This is a genomic window from Mycobacterium persicum, from assembly GCF_002086675.1.
GTDB lineage: Bacteria > Actinomycetota > Actinomycetes > Mycobacteriales > Mycobacteriaceae > Mycobacterium > Mycobacterium persicum.
The window spans coordinates 1-24565 of record NZ_MVIF01000088.1; the positions used below are offsets into that span (position 1 = coordinate 1).

The window sequence follows — 24565 nt, forward strand, 5'->3', positions numbered from 1 at the left end:
CCCCCCCCCCCGCGCCCCCCCCCCCCCCCCCCCCCCCCCCCCCCCCCCGGCCGGCGCCCCCCCCCCCCCCCCCCCCCCCCGGCGCGCGGTCAGAACTACAGCGGAATGTTCTTGTGGCGCCCGCGCCGTGCCGGCGCCTGGGCCAGCGCCTCGGTGAGCTTGCTGCGGGTGTGCGCCGGGTCGATCTTCTCGTCGACCACGCCGATGTCGATGGCACTGTCCACGCCGCCGGCGATCCGCTCGTGCTCGGCCGCCAGTTCGTCGTGCAGCGCTTCGCGTTCGTGCTCGGCCGCCGCGGCCAGCTTCTTCTTGTGCAGGATGCCGACGGCCGCCTTGGCGCCCATCACCGCGACCTCGGCGTCCGGCCAGGCGAACACCTTGGTGGCGTTGAGCGAGCGCGAGTTCATCGCAATGTAGGCCCCGCCGTAGGTCTTTCGGGTGACCAGGGTGACCCGTGGAACGGTGCACTCACCGAACGCGTGCAGCAGTTTGGCGCCGCGACGCACCACGCCGCCCCACTCCTGGTCGACACCCGGCAGATAGCCGGGCACATCGACCACCACCACCAGCGGAATCCCGAACGCATCGCAGAGCCGCACGAAACGTGCTGCCTTCTCCGCACTTTCGGAGTTCAGGCAGCCGCCCAGCCGCAGCGGATTGTTGGCCAGCACACCGACGGTGCGCCCGGAGAGCCGACCCAACCCGACCACCATCGACGGCGCCCAATTGGCCTGGAACTCGTCGAACGGCGTTTCGCTGTCGAGGATTGCGGTCACGATCGGACGCACATCATAGGCCCGGCGAGGAGATTCGGGCAGCAGCGCGTGGATATCGGTGTCGCCGGCCTCGGCCTTGCTCCGGTCGAAATGCCCTTGCTGGCAGAACAATCCGACCAGCCGGCGGCCCCGCTCGTAGGCGTCGAGCTCGTCGTCGGCGACGATGTGGCACACCCCGGACTTCTTGTGGTGGGTCTCTGGACCGCCGAGGGAGGCCATGTCCACGTCCTCGCCGGTGACGCTGCGCACCACGTCCGGCCCGGTGACGAACACCCGGCTTTCCGGCGCCATCACGATGACGTCGGTCAACGCGGGACCGTAAGCGGCGCCGCCGGCGGCGAAACCGACGACCACCGAGACCTGCGGAATGTAGCCCGACGCGCGGATCATGGCCTCGAACACCGTGCCGACCGCGTGCAGTGCGCGCACCCCTTCGGCCAACCGGGCGCCACCGGAGTGCCAGATGCCCACGATCGGGCTCTGCTCCTCGATGGCGGTGTCGTAGGCGTTGACGATGTGTGCACAGCCTTCGGTGCCCATCGCGCCACCCATCACGGTGCCGTCGGTGCAGAACGCGATGGTGCGCACGCCGTTCACGGTGCCCGAAGCGGCCAGTACGCCAGAGCGGTCACGCTCGTGCAGCAGCTCCACGCTGCCGTCGTCGAAGAAGGTGCTCAGTCGTAGCAGCGGATCGCGGGGGTCGAGCGACTCGCCGACCGCCTCGGGGGCCATGATCGTCATCGCAGGTCTCCTGTTGTTTCCGGGGTGGCTCGGGATTTAGTACCGCCCGAAAGCGATTGCCACGTTGTGGCCGCCGAATCCGAACGAGTTGTTGATCGCATACCGGTAATCACCGGGCCGCGGCTTCCCCGCCACCACGTCCAAGTCGATCTCTGGATCGAGGTTTTCCAGGTTCAGTGTCGGGGGAACGACCTGGTCCCGCAACGCGAGCACGGTCAGGATCGATTCCACCGCACCGACCGCACCCACCGAGTGGCCCAGCGCGGCCTTGGGGGCGTACACCGCCGCGTTGCCGCCGTGCGGGCCGAGCGCGTTGTTGATGGCCTTGCCCTCGGCCAGGTCACCCACCGAAGTCCCGGTGGCGTGCGCATTGACATGGCCGATATCGGCCGGGGTCAGGCCCGCGAGCTGAATAGCCCGGCTCATCGCATGCCCGGCACGTTCGCCGTTGGGGTCGGGCGCCACCATGTGGTAACCGTCGGAAGTGATACTGGCTCCCATGATGCGGGCCAGGATGTTCGCGCCGCGGGCCTTGGCGTGCTCCTCGGTCTCGATCACCATGAGCGCACCGGCTTCACCGAACACGAAGCCGCTGCGGTCCCGGTCGAACGGTCGGCAGGCGCCGACAGGATCGTCGTTCTTGGTGGACATCACGATGCGCATCTGGGCGAACGCCGCGATCGGCACCGCCTCGATCTTGGTCTCGACACCACCGCAAATAGCCACGTCGGCCTCACCGAAGACGATGTTGCGCCACGCCTGAGCGATGCCCTCGGAACCGGACGCACACGCCGACACCGGAGTGATAACACCCGCCTTGGCATGCCGTTCCAGGCCTACCGCCGCGGCAGCGCCGTTGGGCATGTACTTCTGCACGCCAAGCGGTGAGACCGCCTTCATGCCACGAGCACGCATGTCGTCGTAGCTGAACACCATCTCTTCCGACGAGCCCAACCCAGTTCCGATGGACACCATCAGCCGGTCTGGGTCGACTTCAGGCGAGCCCGCGTTCTCCCACACGCGGCGGCTCAAAATGGTGGACATCTTCTGCAGGTAGCCCATGCGCCGCAGCTCCACGCGCGTCAGTTGGCTGTCGAACTCCTCCAGCAGATGCCCGCCGATGCGCACCGGTAGATCGAATTCCTCGACGAACGGGTCGTCGAGGATGCGGATCCCACTTTGGCTGTCGAGCAGCAACTTCCACGTGGTTTCCACGTCGGTGGCCAGTGCGGTTGTCATGGCGACGCCGGTGACCACTACGTTCGGGAGCGTTTTCCCGGTAACCAGCTCTGTCATGAGTGTTGCGAACGTTCCTTCCGTATCTGTCCGGCTCGCCCCCGCAAGCGGGGGGACCCCCACCTCGGGCCTCGCGGCCCGCGATGTCTTGCTTTAGTAACGCCCGAAGGCGAGCGCCACATTATGACCGCCGAAGCCGAACGAATTGTTGATGGCATAGCGGAATTCGCCGTAGCGCGGTTCGCCCGCGACAACATCGAGGTCGATTTCGGGATCGGGGGTCTCGTAGTTCAGTGTGGGCGGGATGACGCCGTCCCGCAGACTCAACACAGTCAAGACCGACTCCAGCGCCCCGACCGCGCCAATGGAGTGGCCTAAGGCCGATTTCGGAGCGTAGACCGCGGCATGCTCACAACCGGCGACCCGGATGGCGTTGGCCTCGGCAGCATCGCCGATCGGTGTCGCCGTGCCGTGCGCGTTGACGTGGTCGATGTCCGCCGGCGACAAGCCCGCCAGCTCCAGCGACCGTGTCATCGCCCGGCCGGCACGCACGCCGTCCGCCGCGGGCGCCACCATGTGGAAGGCGTCCGAGGTGATACCGGCACCCATCAACCGAGCCAACGGCTTAGCGCCGCGGGCCTTGGCGTGCTCCTCGGTCTCGAGCAGCATCAACGCACCGGCCTCGCCGAACACGAAACCGTCACGATCCTTGTCGAACGGCCGCGAGGCACGCTCGGGCTCGTCGTTGCGGGTCGACATGGCCCGCATCATCGAGAACGCCGCGATGGGCAGCGCCTCGATGGGACCCTCGACACCGCCGCAGACGGCGACGTCGGCGTCGCCCATGACGATCTGACGCCACGCGTGGGCAATGGCCTCCGAGCCTGACGAGCAGGCCGACACCGGGGTGATCACGCCGGCGCGGGCGCCGAGCTGCAGGCCCACGACCGCGGCGGCGCCGTTGGGCATGATCATCTGAACCGCGAGCGGGGACACCTTGCGGGGCCCGCCCTCGTTCATCAGGTCATAGCTCTCGATCACCCGCTCGGCTCCACCGAGGCCGGTGCCGACCACGACGGTGAACCGGTCCGGATCGACCTCGGGGCTGCCCGCCGACTCCCAGAGGTGTCCGCTGAGTAGCTTGGCCATCCGCTGGACATACGACATGCGGCGCAGGTCCAGCCTGCCCATGTGGTTGTCGACAGGCTCCTTGAGGTGGCCGCCGATCTTGACCGGTAGGTCCCACTTGGTGACGAATTCGTCTTCAAGGACGTGGATGCCGCTCTCGCCGGCCAACAGACCCTTCCACGTGCTCTCGATGTCCGGCGAGATCGACGTCGTCGCTGTGACGGCGGTTACCACAACGCTGGGGTAACCGCCATTAGCAGTGGAAGGCTTGGTCACTTGCTCTCTGCTTCCAGCCTCGCCTTGACGTTGGCAACAGCCTCGGGGTTCTCCGACTCGAGCTTGGCCCGCAGCGCCTCGGCAGCCTCGGGGTTCTCTTCCTCGAGTTTCTGGATGTAGGCGACGACGTCACCGACGGTGCGCAGACCGGCGAGGTCTTCGTCGGGGATCTTCACGCCGTACTTGTCCTCGGTCTGCACGGCGATCTCCACCATCGACAGCGAGTCGATGTCGAGGTCGTCGACGAACGACTTCTCCGGGGTGACCTCGGAGGGCTCGATACCGGTGACCTCTTCGATGATCTCGGCGATACCGGCGATGATTTCTTCCTGACTGACGGCCACAGTTAGCTTCCCTTCGTAATGTGTTGTGGGCAAATCGGTTTGACGTACTTTTGTTGGTTCTGGACGAATCCTGCGGTTACAGGCTTGCCAACTCGTCCAGATCTGCGGGTGACTTGACGGCGCGCGTCGGAACCCCCCGAAGTTCGCGTTTGGCGATGCCGGTGAGGGTGCCCGCGGGGGGGAACTCCACGATCGCCGTGACTGGGCCCTCTGCGTGGTCACGCAGATAGGCGGTGCACAGGTCCCAGCGCACCGGCTGAGTGAGCTGGGAGACCAGGGTCGACATCGCCGCAGCCGCGGAAGTGACGGGCTTTCCGTCGCGGTTGGACAGCAGCGTGGCGGTGGGCTCGGCGGTCGCGATGCCGGCCGCCGCGGCGGCGTAGCCCTCCAGGGCCGGGGCCATGAACTGGGTGTGGAACGCTCCGGCGACGCCCAGCGCACGCACCCGGGCCTTGGCGGGCGGGTCCTCGGTCAGCTTTTCCAGGGCGGTCAGCCGGCCGGCGGCGACGATCTGGCCGGCGGCGTTGCGGTTGGCCGGTACCAGGTCGAGTTGCTCGAGACGACTCAGCACCTCGGCTTCGTCGCCGCCGAGCACCGCCGACATACCGGTCGGCTCGGCGGCGCACGCCTTGGCCATCTCGGCGCCGCGGGTTGCGGCCAGTGCGACGGCGTCGTCGGCGGCCATCACCCCGGCTATCGCGTAGGCCGCGATCTCGCCGACGGAGTGGCCGGCCACGATGAACTCCCGGCCCACCAGCAGACCCCTCTGTGTCAGCTCCTGGTAAGCCAGCAGGGTGGCCGCAACGATCAACGGCTGAGCGACCGCCGTGTCGGTGATCTCCTCGGTCGACGCGGTGGTGCCCAGGCGGGCCAGGTCCAGGCCACTGGCCTGCGACCACGAGGCGATCCGGTCCGCCGCGCCTGGCAATTCCAGCCACGGCGACAGCATTCCCTCGGTCTGGGAGCCCTGTCCGGGCGCAAGCAACGCAATCACGTGTCTAAGAGAACACTGTGGAAACGGTTTTGCGCCGTGTAACAGATTATGAACCTGGTCTTAGGTTTTTGTGGAGACCCTACAAAACGGCCGCGTAAGCTACGTGTTTGAGACCGACCCGCGATCTGTGCCCTGAATCACTATTGTCCCGGTTGGGCCGTGGGGCCCAGCCTCAGGCCCCTTCCGCACCCCGCCTGAGCGGGAGCGGAACCGCTGCGATGGCATTGTTCGCCGCGCCGGAATGCGGTGCCGGATAGTTGAGCTGGCCCACCGTGGCGGCCACTCGCAGGACATAGGCATCGCGCGGTTGGGTCGGATCACGCCCGGTGAAGTCGGTGATCCGCTTGAGCCGGTACCGGATGGTGTTTGGATGAACGAACAACTTCCTGGCACACGCCTCAATCGCGCCGCCACAATCCAGATACGCATCCAGCGTCTCGATGAGCGTCGGGCCGGCGTCGGCCAAGGGCCGCATCACGTCGGTATGCAACGCCACGATCGCCGAGGCGTCACCCATCAGGGCGCGTTCCGGTAGCAATTCACGGGCCAGCACCGGGCGCGGCGCGCCGCGCCAGCCGGCGACCGCGTTCATCCCCGAAATCGCCTCGCTCGCACTGTGATAGGCCGCGGTGAGCATGGGAGCGGTCGGCCCGATCACCACCGGCCCGTCGGAGAACGCCTCCAGGAGGTCCTTGAGGAATTTATCGGTGGGCGACAAGTGTCCGGACACGATGGCCACCAGCCAGGTGCCGTGCACGTCGGTGAGCGCTGCGCGGCCGTGGCGGGCGGCGATGTCGCGGACGTCCTGGCTGGCGCGCTTGCTGCCGTCCTCGTTATTCGAGCCGTCGCGCCCCGGCGCCGGGGTGCCCACCACCACCGTTGCCGGCGCGGTGGTGTCCCAGTTCAGCGCCGCCGCCCGGGACAGCAGCTCCGGACCGGTGTCGCCACGTACCACCGCGTCAACCACGCTGGCTTCCATCCGGCTGTCCCAGGTGCCGCGCGCTTCGGCGGCGTCGGCGTAGGCGGAGGCGGCGGTGAACGCCAGGTCCCGGCTGTACTTCAAAATGCCCACGGTCAGCGCGGTCAACTGCTCCTCCGAGCGAGCCAGCAGCGGCACCACTTCTTCGAAGAACTCCATGGTGACCCGCACCATGTCGACGGTGTGACGCAACGCGATTCGTCGGGTCAGATCCTGGGGCACCAATTCGAACGCCTGGGCGGTATAGCTCACGTCGCTGTGCGGATCCTGCATCCACTCGACGAAGTTGACAACGGCCGTCTGCACCACCAGTGCGACGCTGGCGCGCTGGGACGCCTCCAGGTCGGCGAAGAACGGCAGCCGCTCCTGCATCGCCGAGACCGCCTCGGTGGCCAGCCGGCCCGAATACTGCTTCAACCGCCGCAGCAACGAATCGGGCACGGTGTCCAGCAGTTCGAGCGGTGATCTGGACGACGCGAGCTTCGCCAATGGCGAAAACTGGGGCGAGAACTGGTTGTCGTTCACCCCTAAAAGCTACGCCCGTTTTCTGGAACTTCCCCCCAAAGCGCTCGGCGAGTTCTTAGTGTGGTCTTATTCAGCTCGCGCGCTGAATCCGCTAGGTCGCCGTGCCGGCGTCGGCATCCTGCTTCGCTGCCGCCTGCACATTGTCGATCTGGTACTGACGGGCGGCGGCCACCGCCACCGACGGGTCGATTTCACCGTCGCGGGCCAACGCCTCCAGCACGGCGACGACCGTCGACTCGGCGTCGGTGTTGAAGTAGCGCCGCGCCGCGGGACGGGTGTCGGAGAAGCCGAACCCGTCGGTTCCCAGCGTCACGTAGGTGCCGGGCACCCAGGGGCGGATCTGTTCGGGGACCGCACGCATCCAGTCCGACACCGCCACCACCGGGCCGGCGGCATCGGACAGCGCCTTGGTCACGTACGCCTCACCCGCCGGCTGGCCGGGGTTGCGCAGCCGTTGCTTCTCGACGGACACCCCGTCGCGGTTCAGCTCACTCCAACTGGTGACCGACCACACATCGGCGGCCACGTCCCACTCGGTGGCCAGCAACTCGGCCGCCCGCAGCGCGTCGGGCATCGACACGCCCGACGCCAGGATCTGCGCCTTGCTGGAGCGTTGCTCGGTGGCCGCGTGGTACCGGTAGATACCCCGCAGCACGCCCTCGGGATCGAAGTTCTCCGGCTCGGGCGGCTGCACGTAGGGCTCGTTGTAGACCGTGATGTAGAAGAACACGTTCTCCGGGTTCTCCCCGAACATGCGCGCCAGTCCGCTTTCCACGATGTAGGCGATCTCGTAGGCGAACGCCGGGTCGTAGGAGACCACCGCCGGGTTCGTGGCGGCCAGCAGCAGCGAGTGGCCGTCGGCGTGTTGCAGGCCTTCGCCCGTCAGCGTGGTGCGGCCCGCGGTGGCGCCCAGCAGGAACCCGCGCGCCATCTGGTCGCCAGCGGCCCACAGACCGTCGCCGGTGCGCTGGAAACCGAACATCGAATAGAAGATATAGACCGGGATCATCGGCTCGTTGTGGGTCGCATACGACGTGCCGGCCGCGATGAACGAGCCCACCGCCCCGGCTTCGTTGATGCCCTCGTGCAGGATGTGGCCGACTTCGCTTTCCCGGTAGGCCAGCATCAGTTCGGCGTCGACGGCGGTGTAGAGCTGGCCGAGACGGTTGTAGATCTTCAACGACGGGAACCAGGAGTCCATCCCGAAGGTGCGGGCCTCGTCCGGAATGATCGGGACGATTCGCGGGCCAACCTCTTTGTCCCGCAACACTTCTTTGAAGGTGCGCACCGTGGCCATGGTGGTGGCGACCTCTTGGTTTCCGGATCCCTTCTTCAGTGCGGCATAGATATTGCGGCCGGGAAGCTTCAGTGCCTTGGTCTTGGTCCGGCGTTCGGGCACGAAGCCGCCGAGGGTGCGGCGCCGGTCGAGCATGTACCGGATCTCCGGGGCGTCCGGGCCCGGGTGGTAATACGGCGGCAGGTAGGGATCTTCGTCGAGCTGGGCGTCGCTGACCGGGATCCGCATGGCGTCCCGGAAGTACTTGAGATCTTCCAGCGCAAGCTTTTTCATCTGGTGGGTGGCGTTGCGGCCCTGGAAGTGCGCGCCCAGCGAATAGCCCTTGATGGTCTTGGCCAGGATCACCGTCGGCTGTCCCTTGTGGTCGACGGCAGCCTTGTAGGCGGCGTAGACCTTGCGGTAGTCGTGGCCGCCGCGCTTGAGGTTCCAAATCTCGGAATCGGTCATGTTTGCTACCAGCGCCTTGGTGCGCGGGTCGCGGCCGAAGAAGTGGTCGCGCACATAGGCGCCGTCGTTGGCCTTATAGGTCTGGTAATCGCCATCGGGGGTGACGTTCATCAGGTTGACCAGCGCGCCGTCCTTGTCGGCGTGCAGCAGGGCATCCCATTCACGGCCCCACACCACCTTGATCACGTTCCAGCCGGCTCCGCGGAAGAACGACTCCAGCTCCTGGATGATCTTGCCGTTGCCGCGCACCGGGCCGTCGAGGCGCTGCAGGTTGCAGTTGATCACGAAGGTCAGGTTGTCCAGGCCTTCCAGCGCCCCGATATGTGCCAGCCCGCGGCTTTCGGGCTCATCCATCTCGCCGTCGCCCAGAAAGCACCACACGTGCTGGTCGGAGGTGTCCTTGAGGCCGCGGTCGTGCAGGTAGTGGTTGAACCGCGCCTGGTAGATGGCGTTGAGCGGGCCCAGGCCCATCGAGACGGTAGGGAATTCCCAGAAGTCGGGCATCAGCCGCGGGTGCGGGTAGGAAGGCAACCCGCCGCCGGGATGGCTGTGCTCCTGGCGGAAGCCATCGAGCTGGTCTGCGCTGAGTCGTCCTTCCAGGAACGCGCGCGCGTAGATCCCGGGAGAGGCGTGGCCCTGGATGAAGATCTGATCACCGCCGCCGGGATGCGACTTGCCGCGGAAGAAGTGGTTGAAACCGACCTCGTAGAGCGCCGCGGACGACGCGTAAGTCGAGATATGACCACCCACGCCCACCCCGGGCCGTTGCGCACGGTGCACCATGATTGCCGCGTTCCATCTGATCCAGGTCCGGTAGCGGCGTTCGACGTCCTCGTCGCCGGGGAACCACGGCTCCAGCTCGGTCGGGATGGTGTTGACGTAGTCCGTCGACGTCAGTGCCGGGATGGCCACCCGTTGTTCGCCGGCGCGTTCCAGTAGCCGCAGCATCAGGTAGCGCGCCCGCGCCGGGCCGGAGCGCTCCAGCATCTCGTCGAAGGACTCCAGCCATTCCGAGGTCTCTTCGGGGTCGATGTCGGGCAGATAGGACGCCACGCCTTCGCGGATAACCCGAACGCGGTCGGGTTCGCTTGCGCTGCTTGGGGTTTTGGCCAAATCGTGGCGGGCGAACTCGGTGGTCACGCGCTACTCCTGGAGTCGGCGGGTGTGCTGCTTGGGACGCGTAGGTGGTCCGTCCCCCTATCGTGCCGCACCGACGTCGCGGGCGGATAGCCGCCGCCCGATCGAGGCTGCGGGACCCTGGTCGCCGGCGGCATCGGCACCGGCCGGAGACGGAGCGTCGCGGACAATTGACGCCCCCACCCGGTAACGTCACTAGCCGTGCTCATCGGATGGCGTGCCGCCGCTGGCCGGCACGCGGGGGTGGTGGCGAGTCTGAGTGCCAGGCGAGTCGCCCAGGTCTGCGGTTGCATTGCGGTGCTGCTGATGGCGATCGTGGGGTGTACCAGCGTCACCGAGGGCACCGCGACTCCCGACACCAAGGTCGCTCCGGCCTACCGGTCGTCGGTCTCGGTGTCGCTGTCGGCCTCGTCGGCGACGTCGAGTATCCGCGAATCCCAGCGCCAGCAGTCGCTGACGACCAAGGCGATCCGCAGCTCCTGCGAGACCTTGGCAACCACCAGCAAGGACGCCATCGACAAGGTGAATGCCTTTGTGTCGGCGTTCAATGCCGGCCGCAGCACCGGGCCGACCGAGGGCCCGGCCATCGAAGCGCTCAACAACAGCGCCTCATCGGTGACGGGCAGTCTCAGCGACGCGCTGTCCAGGGAGATGCGCGACGCGTTCAACGCCTATGCCGATGCGGCGCTGGCGGTGGCGAACGCCATCGGCACCCATGCACCGACCGGCGAATTCAACCGGCGAGTCGATCAGCTCAACGACACCAAGACCAAGGCGCTGAAAATGTGCATGGCCTCCTATTGAGGCGGCGTTATTGGCTCGATGGCGTTTGTGCGACGATAGTGCCATCACGCGTCGTGTGGCTGAACAAAGGGAGGTTCCACGGTGGTCGCGGCGGATCACGCCCCGAGCTACGCTCGCAAACTGGGCATCCAACGAGACCAAGTCGTCCAGGAGTGGGGCTGGGACGAAGATGCCGACGACGACATCCGCGCGGCGGTCGAGGAAGCCTGCGGCAGCGAGCTGCTGGATGAAGACACCGACGAGGTCGTGGACGTCGTGTTGCTGTGGTGGCGCGACGGCGACGGAGATCTGGTGGACACCCTGATGGACGCCATCAGCCCGCTCGCCGAGGACGGCGTGATCTGGGTGCTGACGCCCAAGACCGGCCGGCCCGGCCATGTGCTGCCCGCCGACATCGCCGAGGCGGCGCCCACCGCCGGGTTGATGCCGACGTCGTCGGTCAACCTCGGGGACTGGAGCGCCAGCCGGCTGGTCCAGCCGAAGTCACGGGCCGGGAAGCGCTGATGCTCGACGTCGGGGCCACCGCCCCGGACTTCACGCTGCGCGACCAGAATCAACAACCCGTCACTCTCAGCGACTACCGAAGGCTCCCTGGCGCGAAGAATGTGCTGCTGGTGTTCTTCCCGCTGGCCTTCACCGGGATCTGTCAGGGCGAGCTGGACCAACTGCGTGACCACCTGCCTGAGTTCGAGAACGATGACAGTGCGGCACTTGCCATTTCGGTGGGTCCACCGCCGACGCACAAGATTTGGGCGACGCAGAGCGGATTCACCTTTCCGGTGCTGTCCGATTTCTGGCCGCACGGTGGGGTCAGCCAGGCCTACGGCGTGTTCAACGACCAGGCCGGCGTCTCCAACCGTGGGACGTTCGTGGTGGACCGGACAGGGATCATCCGGTTCGCCGAGATGAAACAGCCCGGCGAGGCCCGTGATCAGCGGTTGTGGACGGATGCGCTGGCGGCTTTGCAAGCCTGAAGGTTTGGGCGGGTGGGCCGCGGGCGGGTAGCCTGCTGCGGACCCCCGGGATTCAAGGGCGCGTAGCTCAGTGGTAGAGCTCTGGTTTTACACACCAGCGGTCGGCGGTTCGATACCGTCCGCGCCCACCAACTAAATCGCCAGGTAGACAACGGTTTTCCGGCTCACAGCGTGACTAGTGCCGAACCCCCGACTGGCCAAGAGCTGGCCAAGCCGGTCAGGCTTCGCTGCTGCCGCTGGCGCGCGACCGGCCCAGCAGAGCGTCACCCGCCGAGGCCAGCGCGTCGTCGTAGACGTGGCCATAGACCCGCAGCGTGATCGCCGGGTCATGCCCGAGCCACTTCGCCGTCGCCGAGGGTGTGGTCCCGCCGTCGAGCAGCATCGTGGCGGCGGTATGCCGAACGTCGTGCAGCCGGATCACCGGCACGCCCGCCGCCAGGCAGTGGGCGGCGAACGCCTTGGAGTACGTCTCGGGCCGGATAGGGGAGCCGTCGGCGTTGACCGCCACCAGACCGGTATCGGGCCAGCCGCCGCCGAGCGCCAGGTGCTCCTCGGCCTGCCGCGTCTTGAACGCCCGCAGCGCCGCGAGCACGTCGGGCGGCATCGGCAGCTTCCGCGCCGAGCGGGTGGACTTGGGCGCGCCGGTCACGGTTCCGCCGCCGACGACCACCCGGCCCTGAGCGATGGTGATGGTCCCGGCGTCGTAGTCCACGTCGGCCCAGCGCAGGCCCAGAACCTCCGACCGCCTCAGTCCGGCCAGCGTCAGCAGCCAGCACGACGCCAGGCGGTCACTACTTATATGGGTGCGGAACCGCGCCGCCTCGTCTGGCGTCCAGGTGGCCATCTCGGCGGCGGCGATCTTGGGCCGCTTGACCAGCCGGGCGACGTTGCGGGCGACGAGGCCCTGAGCCATCGCGTCATCGAGCGCCGACGACAACACCACCAGCATCGTGACCACCGTGCGGGCGCTGACCCCGCCCGGCACCTTGGGGCGCTCGGGGTCGGCGGGCCGAGCGGCGGCGTACCGCCCGCGCGCGGGCCGGGTCACCACGCCGGAGGCCACCAGCCGGGCGAGCGCCTTCTCACCGGGGTTGCCGAATTCGGCGTACAGCTCGCCGTAGCTGGCACCGTCGGGGCGCGCCCTCAGGTACGCCAGCACCTCGGCGGACCGCCGCCCGCGCTTGTCGCGCTGGGCGACGGGCTGGCCCGCCATCCGCAGCGTCACCAGCGCGTCGAGGTCGGCAGTTCGCAAGTGCTGCAACGGGATCGCGCCCAGGTGGTCGATCACCGGCTTAAGGGCGAACCGATACCCCGCGAGTGTCACCGGGCGCACGTCACGCCGGGCGTCCAGCCAGTCGGCCAGGAACACGCCCACGGTCGTCTTGTCGCGCTTGACGAAGGTGCCCGCCGCCACCTCGGTCGAGATGCGCCGGTACTCCTTGCGGGCCTCGGCCAGCGTCGGGTAGGTGAATTGCTGCCGCAGACGTGAGCCGTCGGGCCTGGTGCCGACATCGACGCGGAACTGGTAGCTCACCGCGCCGTTGCGGGCGACGTGCTTGGTGATCGGCTCGGCCCGCCGGGTGCGCTTGGGCTGTGGGTCGGTGCTCATCGGTCAGTCTCCTCGGTGTCGGCGGTGGTGGTACTCCAGTCGCGGGGCAGGAATCCGCGCCGCTTGGCCTCGGCGATCCAACGGTCGAGTGTGGGCTTGGCCACCCCGAAGTAGTCGGCCACGTAATCGCGTGGCGGGACGCCGATCTCCCGCGCCTTCAAGAGCAGCACCGCCACCTGGCGGTAGTGCTCGGGACCGAGGTTGCGGCGGCGTTTGCCCGGTTCGAGGTCGGGCCTGGCCGAGCCGGTCGGGTCGAACACCTCACCGGCCTCCACGACCCCGTGCTCGGTCATGGAGATGAACTTCGCCGCCGCCTTGGCCAATCGGCGCACCGGCACCTGGCGCACGGCGGCGGGGTCGATGTCACCCCCGCCGTCGTCGGCGCACACCATCCGCAGCTCGACCAGGCGCGGCGTTCCGGCGCTGCGGTCTATGCGCACCTGATAGCGGAAAGCGTGCCCGTACAGGGGGATTTCGATTAGGCCGTTGTCGCTGCCGCGCCTACCGCTCACGCGGCGAATCTCACCGGCCAGGACGTCGCCCACGATGGGCGTAAACGCGGGGTTATCGGAAGTCACGAAAAGATGATAACCCTAAAGATAGCCAACCGCCTAGACGGTTATCACTATTTGAGCCACGCTAGACAACATGAGCGATCAAACCGACACCATGAACAACTGCCTGTCACTGGAGCGCCTACGTCAGGGTCCGCCGACGGTCAGCATCGACACCGCCGCCGAATATCTCGGAGTCTCAAGGGGATACGCCTACAAGATGGTCAAGAGCGGTCATCTGCCGGTGATCCGGCTGAGCGGCACACGGATGCGCGTGCCCACCGCCAGGCTGGTGCGGATGCTGGAGGGCGAGGGCGGCGGGGCTGAGTGACGCGGTGAGTCGGGCGCGGGTTTCGTGGGCCACTTGCCCGAGAGGGGCGGGGTACTCGGTCATCTGGCTAGCCTGAACGCCGAAATACCTTGGGCCACAATCCCGCCCAGCTCGGGGAAGTCAGCGCCGACATGCCCGGCGCGATCACCCCGGCCCGCTAACCTCAAGACGCACAACCTCACTCACCGCCGGAAGGGGTGACCGATGACCGCCGCTGCGACCGTCACCTTCGACAATCCTGATGCGTTGTTCACGCCTCGGCATGTGGCCGAGCACCGCCACGTCACCGAGAACGCGCTGACGCAGGAGCGGCTGGCCGGGAACGGTCCCCGCTACGTCAAGCTCGGTCGGCGGGTGTACTACCGGGCGTCCGACCTCAAGGAATGGTTGGACACGCACACGGTCGAACCGAAATCCGTAGCGGCGCAACGGGACTAGCTCACGCGCGGCTGACAACTGAATGACCGGGAGAAGCAGCAACGCCGCCCGGTACTTGGCCTCGACCAGGCGGCGCTGCCGACCCCAACGACTCACCGGCCAGGAGAGTCAACGTCCCGAGGAAGGAACATCATGGAGTCTAGCGCCCACCCGGGCAACCGCGCCGCCCGAGAGGCCAAGGCGGACACCAACGGTCACCGTAACGGCCAAGCGCCGCCGCCCCCAGCGGTGAAAGGCCCGCCCGACACCACGCCGCCGACCGGCCAGGCTGACCACGCCGACGGGCTGACCGACATGAGCGGTCGCCGCCCCAAGGAGGACGGCTACAACCCGTTCGACACCAGACGCGCCAACGCGAAGCGCGCCGAGGACCAGGAACACGGCTCGCCCGAGGCGGCGACCACCGTGGGCGGTCTGTACGCCGCTGAGCACGCCGTGGCCAGGGGCAAGCTCGCCAGGGGCAAGGGCGGATACGACGCGGTGGCGGCGCTGGGCGCGGTTCTGGTGGCCGACGCCAAGGCGGTCGGGCTGATCGACCACAGCCCGTCTGAGGCCGACGTGGCGCGGTGGTACGCCGACCGTGGTCAGACGTGGGAGCCGACCGAGGCCAGCGTCACACGGGCCGGACTCAAAACCGCGACCAAGGGCCTGGACCCCAACCGCAAGATCGCCCTGACGACCATCGCCGCGCTCGCCTCCGAGGGCCAGCCGTGGGCACGCCGCGCCATCGCGAAGGCCGAGGCCGACAACCTGGATCCGTCCGTGAAGGGCGCGCCTCACGCGTTCACCCTGACCGAGCTGCACGGCGTCCACGGCGCGACCGTGGACGCGCTGGTGGACCTGGAGGCGATGACCACCGAGACCCAGCTGGCCAGCCTCCGGCTGCTGAGGCAGTGGGCAGCGGTGGAGAACCAACGCGCCCAGACCACCGCCCGCCAGCGCCTGGCCGACGCCGACGCCGCCGTGATCGAGCTGCCGCCGGTCCGCAGCCTGGACGCGCTGCTGGCGGAGGATGACGACCCCGAGCGGATGCGGATCGCCGAGGTGTGGCCCTCGGGCGGGGCGAAGGTGCTGTGCGCGGCTCCGGCGGGCGCGGGCAAGACCACCCTGAGCGGCAACCTGATCCGGTCGCTGGCCGACGGCGACCCGTTCCTCGGCGTGTTCGAGGTCCACCAGCGCGCCGAGCGGATCGTCGTCATCGACAACGAGATGACCGACAAGATGCTCCGGCGGTGGCTGCGCCGCCAGGGTGTCCGCAACACCGCCGCCGTGGTGGACGTGGTGTGCCTGCGCGGGCAGGGGCACCTGTTCGACCTGGGCAACGACCGGGTGCGCGACATGTGGGCGCGGCGGTGGGCCGACCTGGGCGCTGACTTCGTGATCTTCGATTGCGTCAAGCCCGCGCTGGAGGCCATGGGCCTGGACGAGAACCGCGAGATGGGCAAGCTGCTGTACCCGCTGACCGACATGCTGGCGGCGGCGGGCGTGGACGACGTGCTGGTCCACCACCACATGGGCCACCAGCACGAGCGCGCCCGTGGGGACTCCTCGGCGCTGGGTTGGAGCGACGCCAACTGGAAGATCGTCTGGGAGGGCGACGAGAACTCCCGCTACTTCGCGACCGCCAAGGTGCGTGACGCGGAGAGCCTGGTGCCCGAGGGCCTGCTGGAGTGGGACCGGGGCACCAACCGGCTGACCTATGCCGGAGGCAACCGCGCCGCCACCGCCACCAGCGAGACCCTGGAGGCCCGAGTCAGTGAGGTCAGGGCGGTGCTGGTGGACCGCCACGCCCAGGACATCGCCGACGACAAGGGCCTGACCAAGACCGAGCTGAAAAACGCCGTCGGCGGCAACAAGAAGATCACCGCCCAGGCCATCGACCTCGCCGCCAAGCGCCAGCTGGCGCTGGTCACCAAGGGCCGGGGCGAGGCCCGGTGGTACCGGATCGCGCCCAAGGCGCTGGACCCCCTGTACACGGGCGAGGACACCGATGACGACCACGCCAGCGTCACCGGCGGTGGCGTTAAGGCGGCGATCTGGCCCGGCCCGGCGGGCGGCTCGGGGCCGTCATCGTGAATCACCCCGAAACTGCCCCTGACCTGGGGTTTCTTGTGGCCCCTCGGGAAGGGGCCACGACTATGGCCCCATGGGTAGGGGCCATCAGGGGCCACGACTCAGGCCACCAGCCTGAAAAGGGCCTCTCACCTGCGGTTTGTCGTGGCCCCTTGGCGAGGGGCCACAAGGGGCCTCCACCTCGTGGCCCGTGGCCCCCCGACTATAGGGAGGGGCCACGAGGCCGACCAGGGGTCAGTGAGACCGACAGAAAGACAGGAGAGCGGCGGCGACACCGACATCGCCCCACCGCTCCATACGAACCCGACCACGACCCCTCACGGGTGGAGGCGGCGGGCATGGGTAGGCGCGGCGGCACCCCTCGGTCTCGGGCGCGGGCGGCGGCATCCTCAGCGCTCACGCCCGCCGTCCTGGGTGCTCGGACCCCGGCGCTGGCGCGCCCGTGCCCTGCACGGTTCTCGGGTAGGACTCAGGTATGCCCCAAGTGATGCCTCTCGCCGACGCCCGCGCCCGAGCCGAGCGCGTGGTCTACCTCCGCGCCGTCGCTGGCCTGTCGTGGTCCAAGATTCGCGACGAGCTGGGCTTCAAGTCAGTCGGCGCGGCGCAGCAGGCCTACAAGGCTCACCAGCGTCGGAACCCGCCACCGTCCTCCGAGGCGGTGTTCGCCGAGCTGCTAGAGCGCAACCGCTTCCGGTCGTCCCAGGGGACCGTGGCCCTGGCCCGCGCCCAGGCGGCGGGCGACCACGCCTCCGTCGCTTCCCTGCTCCGCGCGCTGGCCTCCAACGATGCCGAGCTGGCGCGCTGGTTCGCCATCGGTTCGGACACCCTGAACGTCAACATCAACACGACGGCGACCCAGATCATCGCCGAGGCCCGCGAGCGGCTGCTGGCCGTGGTGGACGCCGAGGTAGTGGACGACCCCAAGGAGATCGAACGATGACCAAACTGACCAAGCGTGACGCCATCAACGGCGCGATGAGCCTGGCCGACGACGTGGCCCAGGGCCGGGTGGACCCGGCGGCGCTGGAGGCCCAGGCCGTGGCCGACGTCCGCGCCCTGTTCGGCACCGTGGTCGGACCTGACGACCTGGCCTGGCCGGTCCAGGTGGAGGTAGCGCGCCAGGTGCTCGGCCTCGGCGGCATCCCCGCCGACGAGCTGGCCGAGTGGCTAGCCGTCGTGAGTCATCGGGCCGGTGAGCCTGTCAGCGCGTCCGAGCCGGACCAGGCTCCGCCCGAGGTGGAAACGCTGCCGAGCGTGGCGCTCAGCCCCGAAAGCGCGGAGCGTGAGCCTGACCCCGAGGACCAGGCCGACCCCGAGCCGGTCACTCCACCGACCCCTCAGCCCAAGACCAACCGGTATGACCCTCTCCGAGGGTGGTCGCCGGGCAGCATCCGCCGGTAGTCCGTCTATCTGGGCTCTAGCCATATGAGGCGGTCGGCCTGGGGACATCCGCCGTCTAACTAGAGTGGGTAGCGCTTTGATAGACAGTGGTCTAAGATGAGTCCAGACATCATCTAGACACCTGAGAGGACCACCATGACCAAGGGCCAAACCGTCGGCTACGTGCGCGTTAGCACCGTCGATCAGAACACTGAGCGCCAGCTCGACGGGCTTCAATTGGACAAGGTATTCACCGATCACGCCAGCGGCAAAGACACCAACCGCCCCGCGCTGGCCGAGTGCCTGGCCTACCTCCGCGACGGCGACGAGCTGGTGGTCCACAGCATGGACCGCCTGGCCCGGTCGCTGGTCGATCTTCGCCAGACGGTTGACCAGCTCACCGCCAAGGGCGTGCGCGTCCGATTCCTCAAGGAGGGCTTGACGTTTGGCGACACCAACGACCCATGCGCGGTGCTGATGCTGTCGGTCATGGGAGCGGTGGCCGAGTTCGAGCGCGCGCTCCTGCTCGAACGCCAGCGCGAGGGCATCGCCGTCGCCAAGACCAAGGGTGTCTACAAGGGCCGGGTGCCGTCACTGGACGACGAGCAGGCTGGGAAGGTGTCGATCCGGCTCGGGGAGGGAGCCTCGGCGTCGGCGCTCGCCGACGAGCTTGGCGTCAGCCGAGCGACGGTCTACAACGCCCGCCAACGCTGGACTGAGGAAGACACGATCGCTGCCGACGACTTCTATCGCGAGCATGGCATCGTCAACGCCAAGGACCCCAGGTTGCAAGCCCTGGCCAAGCGCCTGGGCCGCGTTGCGACGGCGGTGGAGATGAAGATTGTGGAGCTCGATAAAGCACACGCAGAGCCAGGCGTGTATCCGGGCAAGAAGTGGAACTTCAGTAGGCTGGACCGCAAGGTGGCCGACCGCCCGTCGAAGCCTGAGCCCACCTGCGCCGGGTCGGTCGAGCGATGAGCCGCAAGCCACGCCAGACCTGGACCGAGCCCCACGTCATCGCTCTGGACGACATCTATCGCGAGCACGGCAAGCTCAGGGCCACCCACCCCGAGGTGCAGGCCGTAGCCCACCGCCAGGGGCGCACCGCCACAGCGGTCGCCGCGCGGCTAAGCAACCTGCACGGCGCGCATACCGAGCCGGGCTGGCCCGGTAACCGCTGGCACTTCACCCGGCTCGACCGCAAGGTGGCCGACCGATGATCCCCGCCAACCTGGTCGAGCAGCTTTCCACCGCCCTGGCGCGGTGGGACGGTCGTGGCCCGACCGATGATGACACCCTTGAGGCGGGCAAGGCCCTGGCCAGCGCGGCTATGGCTGTGCTGACCTGGGACGCCCAGCAGTGAGGGGAGGGACCGTGACCGGCGTCGAAGGCATCGACTGGACAGGCGATAGCGTCCGCTCCGACATCGCTGGCGACCCTGACGCCTGGCTGCTGGCCGTCGGGTTCCTGGGGGACGCGCCGGTCGTGACGGCTGAGGCGTTCCGCCGCTATGTCGAGAACTGGATGATGGGACCGGGCACGGTCACCGAGGGCGACGGCGCGCTGATCCACGACTCCTACACCGAGCGGTTCGTATTCCCCGCCGTGGGCATGGTCGGCGGCGTGGCCGTCTACGCCATCGAGGGCTACGGCCACTTCGAGCGTTAGCCGGGCTGAGCGCCCGTGACGGCGGCGCGGCGTAGCTTGGGCGGCATGGAACTGCTCAAGGTCGGCGACCGTGTGGAGAATCGGTCGGGCTGGACGGGCACCGTGGCGGAGATCGACGGCGACAACGCGGTGGTCGAGTGGGACAACGGTGAGCCGCCGGGGCGGTTCGGTAGGGACGAACACCACTACGACGGCGGCGTGCTCAGGCTGATCTAGCCGGACCGACCCCCTGGCTGCCGACGATCAGACCTGGTACCGCTGGGCCAGGTACTCGGCGACGTCGGCGGCGATGTCCTCGGCGGTCTCGGCCCGCTCGGGGAACAACGGCGCGAACGCCCGGCCCGGGTGCAGTGTGTCCCAGCGTGACCTCACGCCCTGGCGTCGGCCCGCGCCTGGGTCGTGGATGCCGAACCCGTCCAGCAGGGCGTTCCAGACCGGAGTGAAGCGGGAGATGAGCACGCTTTCGCCGAGCGGAATCCAGATCGGCTCGACCACCAGCCACCGACAGGTGAAGTCGGCGATGTCCAGGTTGGTCGCGGCGTCCACGCTCTTGGCGTGCTCGCGCAGTCGGCCCGACAAGGCGCGTGATCGGGTGCCGTGCTCGACCTCGATGCCTCTACGCCCGCCCTTGGGCACCGCTTTGCCGACGTAGATCGGTACCTGAGCGCCGTCCACGGTGGCGGTCAGCAGCGCCGCGTAGCACTCCATCGGGCCGTTGTAGTAGATCGCGTAGACGCCCGCGCCGTAGAACGCGGGCACCGCTCCCAGCGGTGTGGGGTCACTGGTGAGGAGCTGCGTGGCGATGCTCTTGCCGAGGTTGTCCATGTCGAGTGGGTTGAAGGGCTCGGTCACGCCGTTGCCCGCCGTTTGGCGCTCCTCGGCTTGGTCGCGCGCGCTGACTTCCGCCGAGCCAGCTCCTCGCGCACGGCGGCTTCGGCCAGGTGCTGGGCAACCGACCCGGCGACCTTCTGAGCCAGCAGCACGGGCACGGCGTTGCCGAGCTGGCGCATCGTCTCGCTCCACGCGCCGTGGAACTGGTAGCGGTCGGGGAACGTCTGGAGCCGCGCGGCCTCACGGACGGTGAAGTACCGCACCGACCCGTCGGGCCTCAGCAGCATGTTCTCGCCGCCGGGCACGCCGTGGTCACCGGCCTTGAGCGCCTTGGCCGGTAGGTCGATCGGGCTGCCGGTGTGCCCGGGAGGGTACGGGCGGGCGCCAGGCTGGAGGACGTGGTTCAAGTGCTTGGAGCCGCCGCTCAGCGTCGGCTCGGGTAGGCCCTTGATCGCGTCGCGCACCGTGCGCCAGGGGCGCAGCTCCGGCTCGTGCTCGGCGAGCAGAGCGGCGCGTCGGAACATCGCCGGGGTGCGCTCGGGGCGGTGCTTTCGGGCCACGCGGTGGCGATCCCAGTAGTCACCGGTCACCCATTGCGAGTGAAGCAGCGCGTCCTTGGAGTGGTCGGGGTCGGGGAACGCCCACTCCGCCGGTACGTCGCTGCGGAACCCAACGAAGAACACCCGCCAACGCTGTTGCGGCACTCCGTAATCGGCGGCGTTGACCACCGTCGGCACCACCTTGTAGGTCAGCTCCTCCAAGGTGGCCGACGTGTGTTCGCGCTGGAGCCGGTGCAGGTGGTCGGTCCACGTCTCCCCCTCATGGCTGGCCAGCTCGGGGTGCTCAAGGCGGAGCTTGATGTACTCGAAGTAGTTCGAGAACGCCGCCCGCGTCAACCCTCGAACGTTCTCGATGATGAACGCGCGCGGTCGGAGCTGGCGGATCACCTCGGCGGTCGCCGGGAACATGTCGCGCAGATCATCGGCCATGCGGGACTTGCCGCCGATGCTGAACGGCTGGCACGGCGGACCCCCCGCCACCAGGTCAATCGGCTCGGTGACGGTTGACCAGTCCACCTCGCGAACGTCACCCTCGTTGACCTGCCAGTGACGCACCAGTGGGTAGTCAGCGGCGGCGTTCTCTCTCACCGTGTCGCACGCCCATCGGTCCCACTCGACCATCCGAACGGTCTTGAACCCCGCTAATTCGCACCCGAGGGCCAGACCGCCCGCCCCCGCGAACAGTTCCACCGAACGCACGGGGCGAACACTATCCGCCGGCAATCGCGTGTCGTCTTAGGCGCGCTGATGTCGTCTAGTGTCGTGTGATGTCGTCTGGTGTCGCGCCAGGTCGGCGGTACCGTCGGCTGGTGCCGTCGGAGTCGTGGGCGTCGTCCGACGCCGTGCGCAACATCATGCGCGCCAACCGAGGGCGTGACACCCGGCCCGAGATGACGCTACGCCGGGCGCTGCACGCCGCCGGGTTGCGCTATCGGGTCAACACACGCCCGATCCCCGGCTCCCGCATGACCGTCGATGTCGTGTTCCCGAAGGCCCGAGTGGCGGTCGAGGTTCGGGGCTGCTACTGGCATGGGTGCGCCGAGCATCATCGACCGTCGCGGCAGAACGCCGAGTTCTGGTCAGCCAAGATCGCCGGGAACGTCGAGCGCGACGAGCGCAAGCGCGCCGCCCTGGAGGCCGACGGCTGGGCAGTGGTGATCGTCTGGGAGCACGACGACGTAGCCGAAGCCGTCGAGCGGGTTAGGGCAGCGATCCACGCTCGGCAGCCGGGTCGGCGCTGACCACGCCCCGCTCGTCCAGCAGTCGGTCGATGTGTCCGAGGCTGGGCGCGGTGCCGCCCTCAGCCATCACCGCCCGCCGGACAGCGACCAGCAACCGAAGCTCCGAGTCGATCACCTCACGCGGGCGCACACCCTCAGCGTAGGGCCGTCCGAGTGCCCGGCGCGCGTCAATCGCGCTGGCCGACCGACCGCCCGACACGCCGAGACCCGATGCAACCACCAGGCCGGGGTCTTGTCATGTGTTGCGCCGTCCGCGCTGGCCCGAGCCTCGACTAACCCGCCTAGTTCGGGAAAGTCATTGCGCCCCTTGGTATCTCGATAAGTGGCTTGCATACCCAAGTGGCACACTGGCCCACATGACAGCGCCTCGAAGCCCCGCCAACCACGCCCATCCGCGCACCCGGTCGATGGAGCAGTGGCGCTCGCGGAAGGCGGTCATGGCGTCGCGCGGTGAGACCTCCGGCCCGAGGGTGGACGAGGCCGACGCGGCGCTGAGCTGGTGGCGGGTGCGCTCGTTCCTGATCAAGGAGATGGACGTCACCGAGGCCCGCGCCGACGCGCTGATGGACATGCTTGACAAGGCGGACGCCGCCAAGGCCGACGCCGCCAAGGCCGAGGCGGTGACGACCCGATGAGCCGCCGCGCTCCCTACAAGACGAACGCCACGCCCGCCCACCTGGCGTCGTTGCCCGACGCGCCCCAGCGCCCACCCCGCCGGTACAGCCAGGCGGAGCTACGGGAGCGGCGGCGCAATGGGCTGACCACCGCCCATTACGACGGCACCTGGTCTCTGGAGCAGGAGATCGCGGCGGCGGTGATCCCGCTGGCGGAGCGGATCGCCGCCGCCAACCGCCCCGCCCGGTTCGGTCATCCGACTATCCCGTCGGTGCCGTGGCTGCTGGAGGCCATCCATGAGTGCGTCGGCGTGGCGGTCGGTTGGGTCGCCGAGGGTCACGCCCTACGCAAGACCAAGCACCTGGCCGACGAACCCGGCAAGCGGAAGTACGCCGTGACGACGCTCGTTGACCTGGCTCCGCGCCCGGCGCTGCCCCAGGTCACCGACGAGGAGCTGGAGGACGGTTCCTGGGCGCGGAAGGCCATCGGCATGGCCAGCGGCATCGACGCCGAGTTCTCCGAGATGCTGGCCCGTGGCTACCCGCCTGGCGCGCCAGGGCTGCGTGGTCAGGAGTCCCGCTCGGAGCGGCTGGACGCGCTGCTTCGTCGGACGGTTGACCACGCCGCGCTGGCCCTGACCCAGCGGCTCGACCGCGATTCCCACCGTGACCAGACCAAGGCCACCCCGACCGACCCCCGCGCCGAGCTGGCGCGGATGGGCGTCCAGACGGACGACAACTGACGAGGAGACCACCGTGACCATGCCCGTTCCCACCACCTACACCGAGCCCTTGCCTGTGCATTTCGAGGCTCCGTTGGTCAACCCGTCGCCCGGCGGGCTGTACCCGGCCACCCAGTGGACCGAGGAGGGCGACGGCCCGACGCGCTGGCTGAGCGGCGGCGTGGAGGTCCGAGGCGGCAACTACTCCGACGGCCAGGCGTCCGGCGTCTGGGACGCGCCCTGGTGCGAACCCCCGGCCCTCGACGGCCCGCGTAAGGAGGGCGAGCGCCAGACCATCCTCGACGTGTTCGAGCCGGTGACCGTCTGGGCCTACGACGAGTGTGACCTGACCGCCCCGTCCAGGGCCGAGGTCCGCCAGCGCGCCGCCCAGATCATGCGGCTGGAGGAGGCGGTGGCCGTCGAGCGCGAGTTCGCCGGGCGGCTGCTGCTGGACGCCGCCGACCTGGGCGCGCCGGTCACCGTGCCCGACGTGACCGCCGCCATCGCCGCGCTGGAGGCGGTGATGGCCAAGACCAACACCTTGGGCTACTTCCACCTCGGGATGCAGTGGGCGGCGGCGCTGGCCTCGGCTCACCTCCTCGTCCGCACCGGCACCGGGTTCACGACGCCGACGGGCCACCGGCTGATCCTGGGCGGCGGCTACGTCGAGGGCCTGGGCGATCAGATCGTGGCGACCAGCGCGCCGTTCGGTTGGCGGTCGTCTGTCCAAGTCCGCGAGGCCGTGGACGAGCGCCACAACACCTACGCCGCCATCGCTGAGCGCAGCGTCGTCGTCGGCTACGAGGCCCTGATCGCCGCCGTCACGATCACGCCGCCGGACCCGACCCCGTGATGTCCATGGTGATGACCGTGACCGATGTCGAGG

General features: G+C 68.5%; 28 protein-coding genes, 1 tRNA gene and 1 pseudogene. 18 read left to right on the forward strand and 12 right to left on the reverse strand.

Annotated elements, in window-relative coordinates; genetic code table 11:
- Positions 1-95 precede the first annotated feature (95 nt).
- From BST40_RS21595 to aceE, 7 genes are all read right to left on the reverse strand, one after another.
- Complete coding sequence (locus BST40_RS21595) at positions 96-1517, reverse strand: acyl-CoA carboxylase subunit beta (protein WP_075545280.1); 1422 nt, start codon at positions 1515-1517, stop codon at positions 96-98.
- Between the two features lie 36 nt (positions 1518-1553).
- Positions 1554-2813, reverse strand: a complete 1260-nt coding sequence (gene kasB / locus BST40_RS21600) for a 3-oxoacyl-ACP synthase KasB (protein WP_075545279.1) — start codon at positions 2811-2813, stop codon at positions 1554-1556.
- A gap of 93 nt (positions 2814-2906) precedes the next feature.
- Entirely contained in the window at positions 2907-4157 is a 1251-nt protein-coding gene (gene kasA / locus BST40_RS21605; RefSeq protein ID WP_075545278.1) for a 3-oxoacyl-ACP synthase KasA, read from the reverse strand.
- The gene (gene acpM, locus BST40_RS21610; protein ID WP_023365075.1) at positions 4154-4501 is read right to left on the reverse strand and encodes a meromycolate extension acyl carrier protein AcpM; all 348 of its coding nucleotides are present in this window, start codon (positions 4499-4501) and stop codon (positions 4154-4156) included. Before acpM ends, kasA begins: the two co-directional genes overlap by 4 nt.
- Before the next feature lie 76 nt (positions 4502-4577).
- A complete protein-coding gene (locus BST40_RS21615) occupies positions 4578-5495 on the reverse strand; it encodes an ACP S-malonyltransferase (protein ID WP_075545277.1) in 918 nt (305 codons plus the stop codon).
- A 172-nt stretch (positions 5496-5667) separates the two neighbouring features.
- Positions 5668-6999, reverse strand: a complete 1332-nt coding sequence (locus tag BST40_RS21620; protein ID WP_075545276.1) for a PucR family transcriptional regulator — start codon at positions 6997-6999, stop codon at positions 5668-5670.
- A gap of 91 nt (positions 7000-7090) precedes the next feature.
- Positions 7091-9883 carry a pyruvate dehydrogenase (acetyl-transferring), homodimeric type gene (gene aceE, locus BST40_RS21625; RefSeq protein WP_075545275.1) on the reverse strand — a complete coding sequence of 931 codons (2793 nt, stop codon included), beginning with the start codon at positions 9881-9883 and terminating at the stop codon, positions 7091-7093.
- 198 nt (positions 9884-10081) lie between these two features.
- On the opposite strand from aceE, the gene BST40_RS21630 reads away from it, so the two are divergent.
- From BST40_RS21630 to BST40_RS21645, 4 genes are all read left to right on the forward strand, one after another.
- The gene (locus BST40_RS21630; RefSeq protein WP_089025258.1) at positions 10082-10684 is read left to right on the forward strand and encodes a hypothetical protein; all 603 of its coding nucleotides are present in this window, start codon (positions 10082-10084) and stop codon (positions 10682-10684) included.
- Between the two features lie 81 nt (positions 10685-10765).
- Entirely contained in the window at positions 10766-11188 is a 423-nt protein-coding gene (locus tag BST40_RS21635; protein WP_036393365.1) for a DUF3052 domain-containing protein, read from the forward strand.
- Positions 11188-11658: a peroxiredoxin gene (locus BST40_RS21640; RefSeq protein WP_075545273.1), complete on the forward strand. Its 471-nt coding sequence runs from the start codon at positions 11188-11190 to the stop codon at positions 11656-11658. Before BST40_RS21635 ends, BST40_RS21640 begins: the two co-directional genes overlap by 1 nt.
- Positions 11659-11714: 56 nt before the next feature.
- Positions 11715-11789: transfer RNA gene (locus BST40_RS21645), tRNA-Val, on the forward strand.
- A gap of 86 nt (positions 11790-11875) precedes the next feature.
- Here BST40_RS21645 and BST40_RS21650 read toward each other — a convergent pair.
- Complete coding sequence (locus BST40_RS21650; protein WP_083155495.1) at positions 11876-13267, reverse strand: tyrosine-type recombinase/integrase; 1392 nt, start codon at positions 13265-13267, stop codon at positions 11876-11878.
- Positions 13264-13845, reverse strand: coding sequence for a hypothetical protein (locus BST40_RS21655; RefSeq protein WP_142276777.1), 582 nt, complete (start codon positions 13843-13845; stop codon positions 13264-13266). Before BST40_RS21655 ends, BST40_RS21650 begins: the two co-directional genes overlap by 4 nt.
- Positions 13846-13915: 70 nt before the next feature.
- Between BST40_RS21655 and BST40_RS21660 the strand changes: the two genes are divergently transcribed.
- The 10 genes and pseudogenes from BST40_RS21660 to BST40_RS21700 all read left to right on the forward strand — a co-directional run bounded on the left by BST40_RS21660 (position 13916) and on the right by BST40_RS21700 (position 19927).
- Positions 13916-14152 (forward strand): excisionase family DNA-binding protein, encoded by a 237-nt coding sequence (locus tag BST40_RS21660; RefSeq protein WP_083155502.1) that lies wholly within the window; start codon positions 13916-13918, stop codon positions 14150-14152.
- A 204-nt stretch (positions 14153-14356) separates the two neighbouring features.
- Positions 14357-14590 carry a helix-turn-helix transcriptional regulator gene (locus BST40_RS21665; protein ID WP_083155505.1) on the forward strand — a complete coding sequence of 78 codons (234 nt, stop codon included), beginning with the start codon at positions 14357-14359 and terminating at the stop codon, positions 14588-14590.
- Between the two features lie 132 nt (positions 14591-14722).
- A complete protein-coding gene (locus BST40_RS21670; protein WP_083155521.1) occupies positions 14723-16666 on the forward strand; it encodes an AAA family ATPase in 1944 nt (647 codons plus the stop codon).
- 472 nt (positions 16667-17138) lie between these two features.
- Positions 17139-17603 carry a hypothetical protein gene (locus tag BST40_RS21675; protein WP_142276778.1) on the forward strand — a complete coding sequence of 155 codons (465 nt, stop codon included), beginning with the start codon at positions 17139-17141 and terminating at the stop codon, positions 17601-17603.
- Entirely contained in the window at positions 17600-18064 is a 465-nt protein-coding gene (locus tag BST40_RS21680; RefSeq protein WP_083155528.1) for a hypothetical protein, read from the forward strand. The genes BST40_RS21675 and BST40_RS21680 overlap by 4 nt, the downstream gene beginning before the upstream one ends.
- Positions 18065-18199: 135 nt before the next feature.
- Positions 18200-18754: pseudogene (locus BST40_RS21685) on the forward strand (recombinase family protein); the annotation flags it as partial.
- A 263-nt stretch (positions 18755-19017) separates the two neighbouring features.
- Positions 19018-19263: a hypothetical protein gene (locus tag BST40_RS21690; protein ID WP_083155531.1), complete on the forward strand. Its 246-nt coding sequence runs from the start codon at positions 19018-19020 to the stop codon at positions 19261-19263.
- Positions 19260-19406 (forward strand): hypothetical protein, encoded by a 147-nt coding sequence (locus BST40_RS30220; protein WP_158084027.1) that lies wholly within the window; start codon positions 19260-19262, stop codon positions 19404-19406. Before BST40_RS21690 ends, BST40_RS30220 begins: the two co-directional genes overlap by 4 nt.
- A gap of 11 nt (positions 19407-19417) precedes the next feature.
- On the forward strand, positions 19418-19711 hold the full coding sequence (locus BST40_RS21695) for a hypothetical protein (RefSeq protein ID WP_083155535.1): 294 nt from the start codon (positions 19418-19420) through the stop codon (positions 19709-19711).
- 45 nt (positions 19712-19756) lie between these two features.
- Positions 19757-19927 (forward strand): preprotein translocase subunit YajC, encoded by a 171-nt coding sequence (locus tag BST40_RS21700; protein ID WP_142276780.1) that lies wholly within the window; start codon positions 19757-19759, stop codon positions 19925-19927.
- Between the two features lie 27 nt (positions 19928-19954).
- Here the strand turns inward: BST40_RS21700 and BST40_RS21705 are convergent, their stop codons facing one another.
- Together BST40_RS21705 and BST40_RS21710 are read right to left on the reverse strand one after the other, a co-directional pair.
- Positions 19955-20563, reverse strand: coding sequence for an Eco29kI family restriction endonuclease (locus BST40_RS21705; protein WP_208618921.1), 609 nt, complete (start codon positions 20561-20563; stop codon positions 19955-19957).
- Positions 20560-21801, reverse strand: a complete 1242-nt coding sequence (locus tag BST40_RS21710) for a DNA cytosine methyltransferase (RefSeq protein WP_083155541.1) — start codon at positions 21799-21801, stop codon at positions 20560-20562. The genes BST40_RS21705 and BST40_RS21710 overlap by 4 nt, the downstream gene beginning before the upstream one ends.
- A gap of 68 nt (positions 21802-21869) precedes the next feature.
- On the opposite strand from BST40_RS21710, the gene BST40_RS21715 reads away from it, so the two are divergent.
- The gene (locus BST40_RS21715) at positions 21870-22343 is read left to right on the forward strand and encodes a very short patch repair endonuclease (RefSeq protein ID WP_083155543.1); all 474 of its coding nucleotides are present in this window, start codon (positions 21870-21872) and stop codon (positions 22341-22343) included.
- On the opposite strand, the gene BST40_RS30225 is transcribed toward BST40_RS21715, so the two are convergent.
- Positions 22303-22473: a hypothetical protein gene (locus BST40_RS30225; RefSeq protein ID WP_158084028.1), complete on the reverse strand. Its 171-nt coding sequence runs from the start codon at positions 22471-22473 to the stop codon at positions 22303-22305. The genes BST40_RS21715 and BST40_RS30225 overlap by 41 nt on opposite strands.
- 226 nt (positions 22474-22699) lie before the next feature.
- Here BST40_RS30225 and BST40_RS21725 point away from each other — a divergent pair, with 226 nt between their 5' ends.
- From BST40_RS21725 to BST40_RS21735, 3 genes are read left to right on the forward strand one after another with little or no spacing between them, the layout of a single operon-like run.
- Positions 22700-22978 carry a hypothetical protein gene (locus tag BST40_RS21725; RefSeq protein ID WP_083155550.1) on the forward strand — a complete coding sequence of 93 codons (279 nt, stop codon included), beginning with the start codon at positions 22700-22702 and terminating at the stop codon, positions 22976-22978.
- Positions 22975-23700, forward strand: a complete 726-nt coding sequence (locus BST40_RS21730) for a hypothetical protein (RefSeq protein ID WP_083155553.1) — start codon at positions 22975-22977, stop codon at positions 23698-23700. The genes BST40_RS21725 and BST40_RS21730 overlap by 4 nt, the downstream gene beginning before the upstream one ends.
- Positions 23701-23719: 19 nt before the next feature.
- Entirely contained in the window at positions 23720-24532 is an 813-nt protein-coding gene (locus BST40_RS21735) for a hypothetical protein (RefSeq protein ID WP_083155559.1), read from the forward strand.
- The last annotated feature ends 33 nt before the right edge of the window (positions 24533-24565 follow it).

Coding starts and splice junctions, on each gene's coding strand:
- BST40_RS21700 (WP_142276780.1), top strand. CDS start 19,757: ATGGAACTGCTCAAGGTCGGCGACCGTGTGGAGAATCGGTCGGGCTGG.
- BST40_RS21680 (WP_083155528.1), top strand. CDS start 17,600: ATGACCAAACTGACCAAGCGTGACGCCATCAACGGCGCGATGAGCCTG.
- BST40_RS21690 (WP_083155531.1), top strand. CDS start 19,018: ATGAGCCGCAAGCCACGCCAGACCTGGACCGAGCCCCACGTCATCGCT.
- BST40_RS21670 (WP_083155521.1), top strand. CDS start 14,723: ATGGAGTCTAGCGCCCACCCGGGCAACCGCGCCGCCCGAGAGGCCAAG.
- BST40_RS21650 (WP_083155495.1), bottom strand. CDS start 13,267: ATGAGCACCGACCCACAGCCCAAGCGCACCCGGCGGGCCGAGCCGATC.
- BST40_RS30220 (WP_158084027.1), top strand. CDS start 19,260: ATGATCCCCGCCAACCTGGTCGAGCAGCTTTCCACCGCCCTGGCGCGG.
- BST40_RS21660 (WP_083155502.1), top strand. CDS start 13,916: ATGAGCGATCAAACCGACACCATGAACAACTGCCTGTCACTGGAGCGC.
- BST40_RS21730 (WP_083155553.1), top strand. CDS start 22,975: ATGAGCCGCCGCGCTCCCTACAAGACGAACGCCACGCCCGCCCACCTG.
- BST40_RS21725 (WP_083155550.1), top strand. CDS start 22,700: ATGACAGCGCCTCGAAGCCCCGCCAACCACGCCCATCCGCGCACCCGG.
- BST40_RS21640 (WP_075545273.1), top strand. CDS start 11,188: ATGCTCGACGTCGGGGCCACCGCCCCGGACTTCACGCTGCGCGACCAG.
- kasB (WP_075545279.1), bottom strand. CDS start 2,813: ATGACAGAGCTGGTTACCGGGAAAACGCTCCCGAACGTAGTGGTCACC.
- BST40_RS21715 (WP_083155543.1), top strand. CDS start 21,870: ATGTCGTCTGGTGTCGCGCCAGGTCGGCGGTACCGTCGGCTGGTGCCG.
- BST40_RS21595 (WP_075545280.1), bottom strand. CDS start 1,517: ATGACGATCATGGCCCCCGAGGCGGTCGGCGAGTCGCTCGACCCCCGC.
- BST40_RS21665 (WP_083155505.1), top strand. CDS start 14,357: ATGACCGCCGCTGCGACCGTCACCTTCGACAATCCTGATGCGTTGTTC.
- BST40_RS21675 (WP_142276778.1), top strand. CDS start 17,139: ATGCCCCAAGTGATGCCTCTCGCCGACGCCCGCGCCCGAGCCGAGCGC.
- BST40_RS21735 (WP_083155559.1), top strand. CDS start 23,720: ATGCCCGTTCCCACCACCTACACCGAGCCCTTGCCTGTGCATTTCGAG.